The organism is Janthinobacterium sp. 78, assembly GCF_003096775.1.
GTDB lineage: Bacteria > Pseudomonadota > Gammaproteobacteria > Burkholderiales > Burkholderiaceae_D > Janthinobacterium > Janthinobacterium tructae.
The window spans coordinates 2,844,054-2,856,931 of sequence record NZ_QENT01000001.1 but is presented as its reverse complement, the minus strand read 5'-3'; the positions used below and the strand labels follow the sequence as shown (position 1 = coordinate 2,856,931).

Here is a 12,878-nt window from a genome sequence, read left to right as displayed (position 1 = left end):
ACAACTCGCGGCCGCTCGCTACGCTTCTGTCAAGCATTCTTCACCCAACAAAAACAAACGAATTCAAGGAGCAAACCATGAATCCAGCAATGTGGATCAGCAAGACCGGCGTGCAGGCACAAGATGCCAAACTGCAAGCCATCGCAAATAACCTGGCCAACGTCAACACGGTAGGCTTCAAGCGCGACCGCGTCGTCTTCGAAGACCTGTTTTACCAGGTCGAGCAACAGCCGGGCACGCAGCGCGCCGACAATACCCTGTCGCCATCGGGCGTACAGCTGGGTAACGGCACCCACATGGTGGGCACGCAAAAGGTGTTTACCACCGGCAGCCTGCAAACGACCAGCCGCGAATTTGACGTCGCCATCACCGGCAACGGCTTTTTGCAAGTACTGCGCCCGAACGGCGAAGCGGCCTACACGCGCGCTGGCCAGCTGGGCATCAATGAAAACGGCGTGATGGTCAACGCCCAGGGCTTGCCGCTGGTGCCGCAGATCACCGTGCCGAACAATGCCACGGCGATCACCATCGGCGAAAACGGCATGGTCACGGCCAGCGTGCCAGGCAATGTCAACGGCACCCAGCTGGGCCAGCTGAACCTCTCCAGCTTCATCAACCCGACGGGCTTGCTGGCACTCGGTGAAAACCTGTTCCAGGAAACGGCATCGAGCGGCACACCGACGGAAGGCCGTCCCGGCGAAGGCGCACTGGGCAAGCTGAAGCAGTTTGCCCTGGAAGGCTCGAACGTGCAGGTGGTCGAAGAGATGGTCGACATGATCGCGGCCCAGCGCACCTATGAAATGAACACCAAGGTGCTGTCGGCCGCCGACAATATGCTGCAATACCTGGCGCAAGCGGCACGCTGATGACGGTCGCCATGAAAGCCACGGCGGCCCTGCTGCTGGTGTTGATGGCCGGTTGCGCCAGCCATCCAGCCGCGCCGGTGGCGCCCAGCTTTTCCGATACGCCGCTGCCCGTGGCGCCGCGCAGCGCAGCGCGCGGCGGCGTGGGCGGCGGCGTGTTCAATCCAGATGCGGGCCTGGACCTGATCTCCGACAGCCGCGCCTTCCGCGTCGGCGACGTCGTCACGGTAGCCCTGCAGGAAACCACGCAGGCCAGCAAGAAGGCCGGCACTTCGTTCAACAAGGGCTCGTCCGTCGGCGTGAATGCGGCCAACATCCTCGGCAAGACCTTCCCCAAGACGGGCATCGACCTGTCGGCCGACCGCAACTTCGCCGGCGACTCGACCAGCACGCAGCAAAATGCCTTGTCCGGCGCCATCACCGTAATCGTGCAGGAAGTGCTGCCGAACGGCTTGCTGCGCGTGCAGGGCGAGAAAACGCTGACCCTGAACCAGGGCGAGGAATTCGTGCGCCTGCGCGGCTACCTGCGCGCGGCCGACATCGATTCGAACAATCAGGTATCGTCCTTGCGCATCGCCAATGCACAGATCGCCTATTCCGGCCAGGGCACCCTGGCCGAAGCCAATACACCGGGCTGGCTGACGCGCTTCTTCGTCGGCCCGTGGATGCCGTTTTAAGGTGACCTCATGAAATTTCGTTCCGCCCTGCCCCTGGCAGCCATGCTGGCCGTGCTCTCCGGCCTTGCCCTGCCCGCCAGCGCTGCGCAAGTGCTGCGCAACCTGGTCAGCATCGAGGGTGTGCGTGACAACCCGCTGATCGGCTACGGCCTCGTCGTCGGCCTGAACGGCAGCGGCGACACCACCCAGGTGAAGTTCTCCAGCCAGTCCGTGGTCAACATGCTCAAGCAGTTCGGCGTGAAGATGCCGGACGGCGCCGAAGCGAAAAGCAAGAACGTCGCCACCGTCATGGTCAGCGCCGTGTTTCCACCAGGATACCGCCGTGGCCAGGCCATCGACGTCACCGTCTCCTCGCTGGGCGATGCGAAAAGCTTGCGCGGCGGCACCTTGCTGCTGACGCAACTGCGCGCGGCCGACAATGAAACATATGCGCTGGCGCAAGGCAACGTGGTCGTCGGCGGCTTGAACGCCACCGGCAAGAGCGGCTCGTCCGTCACCGTCAACACGCCCACCTCGGGCCGCATTCCCAACGGCGCCAACATCGAGCGCGAGATTCTCAGCGACTTTTCCACCAGGCCTTCCGTCACCCTGAACTTGCGCCACCCGCATTTCGAGACCGCCATCAATATCGTCGAAGCCGTGAACCGCCGCTTCGGCGCCGTCGCCACCACGCGCGACGGCACCAGCGTGGACGTGCTGGCGCCGGAAAACCCGACCCAGCGCGTGGCGTTCATGGCCAAGCTGGAAGCCTTGAGCGTCGATGTGGGCGTCGACACGCCGAAAGTGGTCTTCAATTCGCGCACCGGCACCGTGGTCATCGCCGAAGGCTTGCGCGTGAAGGCGGCCGCCGTCACGCACGGCTCGCTGAAAGTGGTCATTTCCGAAAGTTCCAACGTCAGCCAGCCGGCGCCGTTCGGCCGCGGCCAGACCACCGTCACGCCGCAGTCGAAGGTCTCCGTCGACCAGGGCAATGGCAATATGTTCAAATGGCCGGCCGGCGCCAAGCTGCAGTCCATCATCGACGTGGTCAACAGCCTGGGCGCTTCACCCGATGACATCATGGCAATTTTACAAGCCCTCGACCAGGCCGGGGCCATCGAAGGCGAACTGGTGGTAATTTGATGCTGAATATCAATGACAGCAGCAGCGCCCTGCCCTCGGCGCTCGACGACCGCTCTCCTGCCGCCGCCACGCCGGCCGATCCGCGCTATGCGGCCAAGGCCACCGAGGCGGCCGTCAAGTTCGAAGCCTTCTTCATCTCGCACATGCTGCGCCAGATGCGTTCGGGCACGCGCGAGATGGCGGGCGAGGACAGCGTCTTCAAGGACCCCGTCAACAGCGACATGCTGGAAATGGCCGACAACCTGGTGGCCGACAAAATGGCCGGCCAGCGTGCCTTCGGCATCGCCGACGCCATCCTGCGCCAGCTGCTGCCGGCGGCCAGCGCGCCCGTTGCGGCCAAAAGCACTGTCCAGACCGACAATATTGCGGCGCCGCTTAATAAACCTGTCTGAAACGTCGCCTGTACAAGGTAGTAACGATTCACTGCCTGCCCACCCGCACGCGCCACACTCTTCACGAAAGAAAATTGCCCAATGAGCATCATCAGCAATGCATTGTCAGGCAGCATCGCCGCCCAGGCCGCACTGAATGCGGCCAGCCAGAACATCGCCAACCTGCAAACGGCGGGCTATACGCGCCAGGGCGTGCTGTTGTCCTCGCTTGGCGCCGGCGCGGGCGTGCGCTCGGCCGGCAATGGCGTGGAAGTGTCGGCCCTGCTGCGCTTTGCCGATGCGTATAAAAGCCAGCAAATGTGGCGTGCCGCGTCCGACCAGGGCGCCCGTGCGCAGACCCAGCCTTACCTGACGCAGCTCGAGCGCGTGATGGGTGACAATGCATCGAGCATCAGTAATGGCATCGACGGCTTTTTCGCCTCCCTCAACGCGGCCGCCGTCGACCCGACGTCGACGCCGCTGCGCCAGCAGATCATCACCTCGGCCGACGCCTTGGCGCAGCGCTTCAACAGCATCAGCACCGTCATGGGCAACCAGTTGCTGTCGGTGCAGCAGCAACGCGCAGCGATCGTGCCGCAAGCTAACACCACCCTGGCCAACATCGCCGTGCTGAACCAGCGCATCAGCGCCTCCGCCGCCTCGGGCACGAATGTATCGTCGCTGATGGATGCGCGCGACCAGCTGATCGATGGCCTGGCCTCGCAGATGGGCATCGACGTGCTTGACCAGCCGGACGGCTCGCGCAATATCGCACTGAAATCGGGACAGCCGCTGGTCATCGGCAACCTGGCCGCTACCCTCAGCAGCAACATGACGAGCACGGGCGACCAAACCCTGACCCTCGATTTCGCCAAATCGTCGTACACCCTCGATCCGGTCGCCATCGGCGGCCAGATGGGTGGCCTGGGCGACTTCGAACAAAATACCCTGAAACCGCTGCAGCAGTCGCTGCAAGACATGGCCACCCAGTTAACCAGCAAGATCAACACGCAACTGGCCCTGGGCAAAACCATGGCAGGCGCCGCCGGTGGCCCCCTGCTGGCCTACGCAAATGGCAAGCTGGGCATTACTCCCGCTTTCAACGCGAAGGACCTGGCGCTGTCGCTGACGGGCGCCGCTGGCGACAGCGGCAACTTGCAGAAATTAATCGACATCAAGAATCAACCGATCAGCGTCAGCTGGGTGGGTGATGTCCTGATGAGCGATGCGGACACGCAGCTCGTCGGCAAACTGGGCATCTACAGCCAGCAGAACCAGGCCTTGCTGAAGACATCCAACACCGTGCGCGCGCAAGCCGTCGACGACTGGAAATCCACCAGCGGCGTGAACAAGGACGAGGAAGCGATGAACCTGGTTGAATTCCAGAATATGTACCAGGCAAACATGAAAGTCATTTCCGTGGCGAATACCTTGTTTGATGCCACTTTGCAAATGATGGGTTAAGGAGAAAAGCATGCGTGTCGCCAGCAGCCAGTACCAAACGCTGATTAATATTTCTCTTCAGGAAAATCAGGAACGCATCAATTACTTGACCCAGCAGATGTCCTCGGGTTTGCGCATCCAGCTGCCATCGGACGATCCGATCGGCAATGTGCGCGTCTCGCGCCTGACGCGCGAGCAAGCCATGGTGACCCAGTACCAGGACAATATCGCGACGGTGAAAGTGCGCCTGCTGAAAAACGAAAACTACCTGTCAAGCATGGTCACCGACATGGGCCAGGCGCGCGACCTGCTGGTATGGGCCGCGGACGGCAGCAATGCGCCGGACGACCTGAATGCGATGACGCAGTCGCTGCTCGCCATGCGCGACAGCGTACTGTACACGGCCAACCTGAAGGACCAGGAAGGCCGCTACATGTTTTCCGGCACCGCTACCGACCAACCCGCAATCAAATATGATCCGGCGGCAACGGCGGGTTCGCGCTACACCTACATCGGCAATACCGACACGCAGACCGTGGTGGTGGGCAATGGCGTGACGCAGGCGGCCAACGTCGATGTGGACAAGCTGCAAGCATGGCTGAACAAGATCGACCAGGCCATCGACACGCTGGGCAAGTCCGGCGTCAATCCTGCCGATCCGACCGTGCGCAGCGTGGTGGTCGCCGCGCTCGATGGCACCGATGATGGCATGGAATTGCTTTCGGGCAAGATTGCCATCTTCGGTGGCGCGCAAAACATCCTCACCACGCTGTCCGGCAACCTGGCCAACGTCTCGCTGTCGAACGACATGGCCTTGTCAGATCTGAAGAAAACCGACATGGGCGCGGCCGCCATTGACCTGAACGGCTACCAGACGGCGCTGCAGGCCACGTACAAGGCCTATGCCAAGGTGGGTAACATTTCCCTGTTTGATCTTCTCTGACCATCATGCAAATCGTTCAGACCTCCTCCTCTTCCGGCGTCAATGCCAAAGGCGCCGGCACAGCCCGCGTCGTCGATGACGCGTCCGCGACCATCAATGGCAACGCCAGCGCGCGCAGCGAGGCGCCGGCGGCGAAGAGTTCGACAGCGAGCCTGAAGCACAACCTGAGAAACTGGGATCACCAGTTGCAGGGAGAAATTTCCAACGCGCAGCAAACACTCGATTACCTGGAACGCAGCAGCAGCCAGCTGCAAGCGCTGAAAAGCGAGCTGGCGGCCAAGCTAGCCGCGCGCCAGGGCCGCGAGGGGCAAGTGGAAGCACGTGTGCGCCAGTTCAGCAATACCTGGCGCCAGCGCGCCAGCGCCTCGGCCGGCTCGCTCGACGCACAGCTCGGCTATACCAGCCCGCAGTCGGCACAGCAGCAGTTCAGCATCCGCGGCCTGACCATGGCCAGCCTGCAGGAAGGTCCGCAGGAAGTGCTGGCGTTCTCCGTCGGCGGCGCGAACCAGGCCTTGCGCTCGGTGAATATCGAACCTGGCCTGAGCGAGAGCGAAATCGTGTCCCGCTTCGACCGCGCACTCATGCCGTCAGGCATCGGCGTCAAGCTGGGCGAGAATGGCGAGCTGGTGTTCAGCACGTCAGAAGCGGCCTGGGCCAACGTGCGCGACAGCCTGTCCGTGCGCGGCAGCGGCATCCGCTATCCGACCGGCCAGATGAGCCGCGTGCGCACGGATGCGGAACCGGCCGCCATCGCCCCGGAAGAATGGCAGACCGGCGACGTGGAAGCCTTGCGCGCCACCTTGCAGCAAGTGGTGCAGGCGCTGGCGCAGTTGCAGGCGGCGCGCAGTTCCGTCAGCCTGGCCCTGGCGCAAGCGACGGGACGGGTGGCCAAGGCGCAGCCGGTGCAGGCCAGCGTCAGCATGGACACCCTGGCGGAAAACTTCACGCAAAAGGCCAGCCAGCCCGGCTATGAATCGCTGCTGGCCATCAGCTCGGCGCTGGTCGGCATCAGCCGCGAGCGCGTCGTCGCCCTGCTGGGCCTGAAGTAAGCCTGGTCCGGCAGCACAATTGCCAGGCGCATGCGGTATCAATAGTTGCGGCAAGAAATTTCATTTCACAAAAACAAGAAATTCAGTCAAGATAGCGCCACTTCCATTGCGCACCTATCCATGACCAACACCATCTCGCTGAGCCTCATTGTTCCCGCATACAATGTCCAAGACTACATTCGCGCCAGCATCCTGGCTATTGCCACGCAAATGCGGCCATGCCATGAGCTGATCGTGATTGATGATGGCTCCAGCGATAGCACGCTGACGGAACTGCGGCACTTGCAGCAAGAGTTTGAACACTTGCGCATCACTGTCTTGGAGCAAAGCAACCAGGGGGTCGCAGCGGCCCGCAATCAGGGCTTGGCCCTTGCACGCGGCGACTATATCGCCTTCGTCGACAGCGATGACATTCTGATGCCTGGTTCCCTTGATGCCCTCGATGAAGTAATACGCCAATCACGCCCCGATGTCATCGCCTGCGATCTGCAATTCTGGTATCCGCAACGCGAGTCGAAAAACAAGCGGATCACCACGGCCTTTGCGCCTCATGTCTTGACGACAAGCAAAGACGAGATACTCAATACCTATTTTGACGAATGTCATATGTTCGTCTGGTCAAAGATTTTCCGACGCGAAATCTACTTGCGGCAGACGACACCCGTCTTTCCGCTGGGAAGAGTCTATGAAGATGTGACCGCTTTGCCGCAACTGCTCGATAGCTGCGACAACCTGTATTACCTGCCGCATTGCATTATCAAGTACCGTCAGCGCGACGGCAGCATCAGCAAGAGCAGCAGCGCCAAGTCGTTCCGCGAGCTTTCCACCGCCCTGCTGCCAGCGCGCCGCCACTTTGCCGATAGCGGCCTGAATGCCGGCAGCCGCCTGTATTTCGACGTGGCGCTGTGCCATGTCTACATCGGGATCGTCAAGGATACCTACAATCTGCCATTGCTGCAGGGCCGCCGGCTGCGCAAGGAAATCCAGGCAACCTTGCTGGGGGCGCTCTTCCATCCGTGGCAGGACGTGTTGGCGGCCATGCCGCTCCCCCGTGACAGCCAGGGCGGGCGCGATGGCGCCGCGGCACAGGAACGCAGCGAGTTCCGCAGGAAGCAGGCAAGGCAATTGCGCCAGGTGCTGGGGGGCAGTATCGCCTTTGACGTCAAACAGACCATCAGCCGCACCGTGCGTGCCTGGCGCAACAAGCTGAGGATGGGCCTGGGCCGCGCCGCCGTGTCTTGACCACCAGCATCAGGCCACTATCAACGCTGCCAGTTGATGCGCCGGTAACGCGCGGGAAAAGAAATATCCCTGCGCATAGTCGCAGCCGGCGGCGCGCAGCAAATCGCGCTGCGACGCCGTTTCCACGCCTTCGGCCACGACTTTCAGCCCCAGCCGCTGTGCCAGCGCAATGATCGCCTCGCACAGGCCCAATCCGGCATCGTCGCGGCCCAACTCGCCGACCAGCGAACGGTCGATCTTGAGAATGTCGATATCGGCCGTTTTCAGGCATGCGAGCGATACCTGGCCGCTGCCGAAATCGCCGAGCGCCAGCGCCAGGCCCATGGCGCGAAACTGGCGCAGCCGGTCGACCACCTGGCACGCCTCGTCGAGCAGCACCGCTTCCGTTGTTTCGATGACGATGGCGCCCGGCGCCAGCCCCTGGCGCGCCAGGTGCCCGCCCCAGTCCTGGTACAGCGCGGCGTCGCAACGAAATTCCACGGCCGACTTGTTGATGCTGATCTGGAACGCGGCGCCATGCTCGTCTTGCCACTGCCGTGCCTGGCGCACCACCTGGCGAAACACCCACTCGCCGATATCGATGATCAGACCGTTCGCCTCGGCAAAGGCGATGAAATCGGCGGGCAGCAGCAGGCCGCGCAGCGGATGGCGCCAGCGCAGCAGCGCCTCGGCCCGCTCGACGACGCCATCGCACAGGCGGATGATGGGCTGGTAATGTACTTCGAACTGGTCCTGCGCCAGCGCCAGGCGCATCTCGCGCACCGTGTTGCGGCGCAATTCGGCCGCCTGCTGCACGGCCGGCGTGAAATAGCTGTAACCGTTGCGCCCCGCGCTCTTGGCCGCATACATGGCCTGGTCGGCATGCCGCAGCAAGCTGTCCGGCGCCTCGCCGTCAGCCGGATACAGCGCCACGCCCACGCTGGCCGACACGTGCGCGGTATCGCCATCGAGCAAGAAAGGCAGGGCCAGCGCGCCCGTCAACTCCTGCAGCACGCGCTCGATACCGCCCAATTGCCCCACGCCGGCCAGGATGACGGTGAATTCATCGCCGCCCAGGCGCGCTACCGTATCGGTGGCGCGCACGTGCTCGCTGATGCGCCGCGCCGCCTGGCGCAGCAGCATGTCGCCCTTCTCGTGGCCCAGGCGGTCATTCACCTGCTTGAAATGATCGAGGTCGATGAACAGCAGGGCCAGGCAAGCGCCTTCGCGCCTGGCGTGGTGCGCCTCGTGCTGCAGCCGCTCAAGAAACATATGGCGGTTCGGCAAGCCCGTCAACTGATCGAAATTGGCTTGCCGCCAGATGCGCTCGGACGCTGCACGCTGCAGCGTGATGTCACTGACCAGCGCCAGCGCACCCAGGTAGGTACCGCCGGAGTCGAAGATGGGATTGGTGGCCAGGGTGGCCCACAAAGTGCTGCCGTCACGCCGCAGGAACTTGAATTCATGGCGTTCGGCAATGCCATCCTGACGCCGCGCAATGTTGCGCTCCAGGATGGCGCGTCCCTCGTCATCCATGAAGGCCGCCAGCGGCTGGCCCAGCATCTCCTCGATCTGGCAGCCCAGCATATGCGCCATCTTCGGATTGACAAAGCTGGTCAGCGCCTGCGCATCGATTTCCCAGATGCCCTCCTCGGCACTGTGCACGATGCGCCGGAAGCGCTCTTCGCTGCGCTCAAGCGCGGCCAGCTTGCCCTCGGCCTGCTCCAGCACCAGGCGCAGCGCCTGGCCGTTAGGATCGGCGCTGCCCAGCAGGCTGACGGGCAAGCCGGCCGCGCGCGCCCCGGGACGGGAGCGCAACTGCAACTGGATGCGCTCGGGCTCGCTACTATTGAGCACGCGCTGCACGAACTGCTCGTAATCGTGACGGAACGCCTCGTGGATATAGGAACGGAACAGCACGTGGCCGGGCCGTTCCCGCGGCAGGCCGAGCAATTCGGCCGCCACCAGGTTCATCTGCACGATGACGCCATCGAGACCCAGCACGAAATAGGCGACGGGCGCCAGCAGGTATAAGTCGTTGAAATACGCTTGTTCGCGTTCAGCCTTCACCCGTTCCGGGCTGAAAACGCCATCGTCGAGCAGCGGCGCGGCATGCTGCGGCACGCCGTCGTGGCAGCGCGGGGAGGAATCCGGAGCAGGTACCGCTTGCGGTGGTGTGTCCATGGCTGTCCTTTGCACCGCCGCCCAGGCAAACAGGCAGGTGCAGTAGCGAGACTAGCACGCGCCATGCGCAGTGTCGAGCGATGCCTGCCGCAGATAACGTTTCTGCCACAAGGCCGATCAGCGGCCCTGCCGCATACTACGCCGGCGCAAGCCGAAATCATGGCCCACCACCAGCAAGGTGCTGGCCACCAGGCTCGATAGCCCCACGATCAGCTGGATCAGCTTATCGTCAGGCAAGATCCACAGGGACGAGTCCGGCGCCTCGCAGCCCGTCGCCGCGCTGATGAGGGGCGCAACCCAGGCCGCGTCCGGCGTCACGTCGAGCACGACGGCGCCGTCGGCGCTCGTCTGCATATAGATATCGCCCCCTTCGGCGAGGGTAAAGCAGATGCCCACGCCCGTTTCCGTGGCGCGGATATTGTCCTGCATGCTGCGGTTATGCTCCTCGATCCATACTTCCACATCGTACGGCGTTTCCAGGTGCTGCCACGGAACGGGGCGAAAACGGGGACGTTCATCCGGGCTGGCGGAGGTGTCGGGGGTATCGGGGATGTTGCTGTCTGCTGCGCCTTGCATGCTCGTTGACCTTTTCTGCGGTGATGTTCTGCGGTAATGCGCGGGACCGGTTGCCCGCCAGCCGCCATTATCCACCGTTCATGGCCAGCATGGTATTGCTGGCGCACATTCATCAGAAAAACTGACAGCTATCAACTTTTAACATCAGCATACCTGACTTAAAATACGCGCCATCTCTTCTTTACAGGCTTTACATGCAAGGCATCAAACGCAAAATCGTCTACGTCACCGCCTTTGAAATCATCGGCATGGCCATTTCCACGGCCTGGCTGACCCTGCTTTCGGGCGAGTCGCCCACCAGCACGGGCCCGCTGGCGCTCATGATCACGACCATCGCCGTGATCTGGAACCTGCTCTACAATACGGCCTTCGAATACTGGGAAATCCGCCAGGTGTCGCGCACGCGCACCGTCTGGCGCCGCATCCTGCACGCGATCGGCTTCCAGATCACGCTGGTGATTTACCTGATCCCGCTGATCGCCTGGTGGCTCGATATCAGCCTGTGGCAAGCCTTCGTGCTGGACTTCGCGCTGATGCTGATCATCCCATGCTACAGCTTCATCTTCAATTACTTCTTCGACGGCCTGTTCGGCGTGCCGCTGTCGGCGCAGCAGCCGAAGGAAGAGCCCGGCAACGTTCAGGCAGCGTCGTTGAGCAACTGAAGAAAGGACCGCGCCGCCATGCCCAGCGGCCGGTCCTTCATCCACACCAGGTGGATGGGCACGACCAGGCCATTGCCCGTATTCTTGAACGCCACGCGGCGCACGCGCCCCGCCGCCAGCGAATGGGCGATGGCCGAGGCGGCAAAATTGCCCCACCCCAGTCCCGCCTCCACCATCGCCAGCGCCATCGGCAAGCTGTCCGTGCGCCAGTAAGACAAGCCCACCACGGGACGCGCATCGGCCAGGTCGAGTTCGCGGCTGGCCACGATGATCTGGCGCAAATTCACCAATTCCTCGATATACAGGGGCCGGCCCGCCACGTCGGGCGGATGCTGGGTGGAAATAATCGCCAGCAAGGCATCGCTGCCCACCAGCTGGAACTGTTCCTCGTGATTGATGCGCCCGCCAGCGAAGGCCATGCAGGCACTGATGCGGCCCCGGTGCAGCATGTCGAGCACATCGTCCTGCGGCGCCGTCAGCACCTCGATGTCGAGCAGCGGATGGCGCTGCGACAGCGCGCGCACGGCGGCCAGGAAAGGCGTATGGTCGAGCTCGGCCGCGATGCCCAGCGAAATGCGGCTTTCCAGACCCTGCGACAATTCCTGCACGTGCAGGTGCAACTGCTTCAGCTGTTCGGCGATCAGGCGCGCATGCGGCAGCAGCGCCATCGCGGCCGGCGTGGGCACGGCTTCGCGCGCGCCGCGGTCGAACAGGGCGATGCCCAGTTCCGCCTCGATGTTGGCCATCGCCATGCTGACGGCAGACGGCGCCCGGCGCAAGGCGCGCGCAGCAGACGAAAACGAACCGCCGTCGACGACGGCCAGGAACAGTTCGATGTTATGGCTGGAGAGTTTCATGGAGTGGAAAAGGATGGCACTTTTTGACGCGCCGGCGGTCAAATCGGCACTGACCGAAGTCAACCTGCCTCATCCACTACCCTGCCGCGGCGGTGATATAGCGCCTGCCTGGCGTGGGCACTTAGCCCTTCCAGACGCGCTGCAATCCCGTATCGGCATGAATCCAGCCGCCACGCGGGCCGTTGCGGTAATAGAAACCCACGCCGCCCTGCTTGAAGCTGCGCACCAGTGAACCGAGCACTTCCGCATTCAGATTCGCCACGCGGATGTCGGCGGCGCGGCCCGAGATGTGCAGCGACTGGCGCGCGGCTGGCACACCCGCTTCGCGCAGCTTGCCGTTCGATTCGGCCGTGCGGTAGCCCGACAGGATCTCCAGCGGCTGCTCGATGCCGTAGCGGGCCACGAACGCTTGCGTGCCCCACAGGGTTTCCAGCAGTTTCGGGTCGATGGGCGCCGTCTTCTTGCCGTTCACGTCGCGCAGCAAATGGCACAGTTCCTGGTAAGCCGAATCGATGACTTCGCCATCTTTCCAGTACAGCAGCCTGGCCTTTTCATTGCTGGCCGGGCGCACCACTTCCAGGGTGCGCGGCTTGAGCCAGAATTCCAGGTCCAGCGCCTGCGCATCGAAGATGTCGGGAGGCGGTGCCATCTCGGTGATGGCCTGGCGCGACTGCGACGTGATCGAACGGTCGACGCTGGCCAGTTGCGTCGGCTGGGGCGGCACGCCCGTGCGCGGCGCGCGCGGCTTGGCGCTGGCCGAAGCCGAGGCGGGAGCGGCCGTGCGCGAGGCGCAGCCGATGAGCGGGGTGGCTACCAGGCCCAGCGCGGCCAGGCCCATACCGTGGTGTAGAAAATTTCTGCGCGATGCCATAGTCAGTCCAATTTAACGATGGGAATACTATAGCGTATT

At 63.1% G+C, this 12,878-nt stretch carries 13 protein-coding genes; 9 read left to right on the top strand and 4 right to left on the bottom strand.

The annotated features are described in order from the left end of the window. Positions 1–77 precede the first annotated feature (77 nt). The 8 genes from flgG (at position 78) to C8C92_RS12715 (ending at position 7,710) form a co-directional block, all read left to right on the top strand. Positions 78–866, top strand: coding sequence for a flagellar basal-body rod protein FlgG (gene flgG / locus C8C92_RS12750; protein WP_180287771.1), 789 nt, complete (start codon positions 78–80; stop codon positions 864–866). Next, complete coding sequence (gene flgH, locus C8C92_RS12745) at positions 866–1,540, top strand: flagellar basal body L-ring protein FlgH (protein WP_243420189.1); 675 nt, start codon at positions 866–868, stop codon at positions 1,538–1,540. The genes flgG and flgH overlap by 1 nt, the downstream gene beginning before the upstream one ends. 9 nt (positions 1,541–1,549) lie before the next feature. After that, on the top strand, positions 1,550–2,662 hold the full coding sequence (locus C8C92_RS12740) for a flagellar basal body P-ring protein FlgI (RefSeq protein ID WP_099759581.1): 1,113 nt from the start codon (positions 1,550–1,552) through the stop codon (positions 2,660–2,662). A gap of 2 nt (positions 2,663–2,664) precedes the next feature. Then, a complete protein-coding gene (locus C8C92_RS12735) occupies positions 2,665–3,054 on the top strand; it encodes a rod-binding protein (protein WP_243420410.1) in 390 nt (129 codons plus the stop codon). Between the two features lie 81 nt (positions 3,055–3,135). Further along, positions 3,136–4,497, top strand: a complete 1,362-nt coding sequence (flgK, locus tag C8C92_RS12730; protein ID WP_099759582.1) for a flagellar hook-associated protein FlgK — start codon at positions 3,136–3,138, stop codon at positions 4,495–4,497. A gap of 10 nt (positions 4,498–4,507) precedes the next feature. Next, entirely contained in the window at positions 4,508–5,419 is a 912-nt protein-coding gene (flgL, locus tag C8C92_RS12725) for a flagellar hook-associated protein FlgL (RefSeq protein ID WP_116744127.1), read from the top strand. 5 nt (positions 5,420–5,424) lie between these two features. After that, positions 5,425–6,468 carry a hypothetical protein gene (locus tag C8C92_RS12720; protein WP_243420188.1) on the top strand — a complete coding sequence of 348 codons (1,044 nt, stop codon included), beginning with the start codon at positions 5,425–5,427 and terminating at the stop codon, positions 6,466–6,468. Positions 6,469–6,513: 45 nt separating this feature from the next. Next, positions 6,514–7,710, top strand: a complete 1,197-nt coding sequence (locus C8C92_RS12715; RefSeq protein WP_133250743.1) for a glycosyltransferase family 2 protein — start codon at positions 6,514–6,516, stop codon at positions 7,708–7,710. A 9-nt stretch (positions 7,711–7,719) separates the two neighbouring features. On the opposite strand, the gene C8C92_RS12710 is transcribed toward C8C92_RS12715, so the two are convergent. After that, complete coding sequence (locus tag C8C92_RS12710) at positions 7,720–9,873, bottom strand: EAL domain-containing protein (RefSeq protein ID WP_243420187.1); 2,154 nt, start codon at positions 9,871–9,873, stop codon at positions 7,720–7,722. Positions 9,874–9,990: 117 nt separating this feature from the next. Beyond that, positions 9,991–10,449 (bottom strand): hypothetical protein, encoded by a 459-nt coding sequence (locus C8C92_RS12705; RefSeq protein ID WP_116744125.1) that lies wholly within the window; start codon positions 10,447–10,449, stop codon positions 9,991–9,993. 194 nt (positions 10,450–10,643) lie between these two features. Here C8C92_RS12705 and C8C92_RS12700 point away from each other — a divergent pair, with 194 nt between their 5' ends. Then, positions 10,644–11,111, top strand: coding sequence for a PACE efflux transporter (locus C8C92_RS12700; RefSeq protein ID WP_099759586.1), 468 nt, complete (start codon positions 10,644–10,646; stop codon positions 11,109–11,111). Here C8C92_RS12700 and C8C92_RS12695 read toward each other — a convergent pair. Next, complete coding sequence (locus C8C92_RS12695) at positions 11,087–11,968, bottom strand: LysR family transcriptional regulator (protein WP_099764167.1); 882 nt, start codon at positions 11,966–11,968, stop codon at positions 11,087–11,089. The two genes, C8C92_RS12700 and C8C92_RS12695, sit on opposite strands and share 25 nt — an antisense overlap. 121 nt (positions 11,969–12,089) lie before the next feature. Beyond that, positions 12,090–12,806: a DUF882 domain-containing protein gene (locus C8C92_RS12690; RefSeq protein WP_099759587.1), complete on the bottom strand. Its 717-nt coding sequence runs from the start codon at positions 12,804–12,806 to the stop codon at positions 12,090–12,092. Positions 12,807–12,878 lie beyond the last annotated feature (72 nt).

Coding starts and splice junctions, on each gene's coding strand:
- C8C92_RS12695 (WP_099764167.1), bottom strand. CDS start 11,968: ATGAAACTCTCCAGCCATAACATCGAACTGTTCCTGGCCGTCGTCGAC.
- flgK (WP_099759582.1), top strand. CDS start 3,136: ATGAGCATCATCAGCAATGCATTGTCAGGCAGCATCGCCGCCCAGGCC.
- flgH (WP_243420189.1), top strand. CDS start 866: ATGACGGTCGCCATGAAAGCCACGGCGGCCCTGCTGCTGGTGTTGATG.
- C8C92_RS12700 (WP_099759586.1), top strand. CDS start 10,644: ATGCAAGGCATCAAACGCAAAATCGTCTACGTCACCGCCTTTGAAATC.
- C8C92_RS12720 (WP_243420188.1), top strand. CDS start 5,425: ATGCAAATCGTTCAGACCTCCTCCTCTTCCGGCGTCAATGCCAAAGGC.
- C8C92_RS12740 (WP_099759581.1), top strand. CDS start 1,550: ATGAAATTTCGTTCCGCCCTGCCCCTGGCAGCCATGCTGGCCGTGCTC.
- C8C92_RS12710 (WP_243420187.1), bottom strand. CDS start 9,873: ATGGACACACCACCGCAAGCGGTACCTGCTCCGGATTCCTCCCCGCGC.
- flgL (WP_116744127.1), top strand. CDS start 4,508: ATGCGTGTCGCCAGCAGCCAGTACCAAACGCTGATTAATATTTCTCTT.
- C8C92_RS12690 (WP_099759587.1), bottom strand. CDS start 12,806: ATGGGCCTGGCCGCGCTGGGCCTGGTAGCCACCCCGCTCATCGGCTGC.
- flgG (WP_180287771.1), top strand. CDS start 78: ATGAATCCAGCAATGTGGATCAGCAAGACCGGCGTGCAGGCACAAGAT.
- C8C92_RS12705 (WP_116744125.1), bottom strand. CDS start 10,449: ATGCAAGGCGCAGCAGACAGCAACATCCCCGATACCCCCGACACCTCC.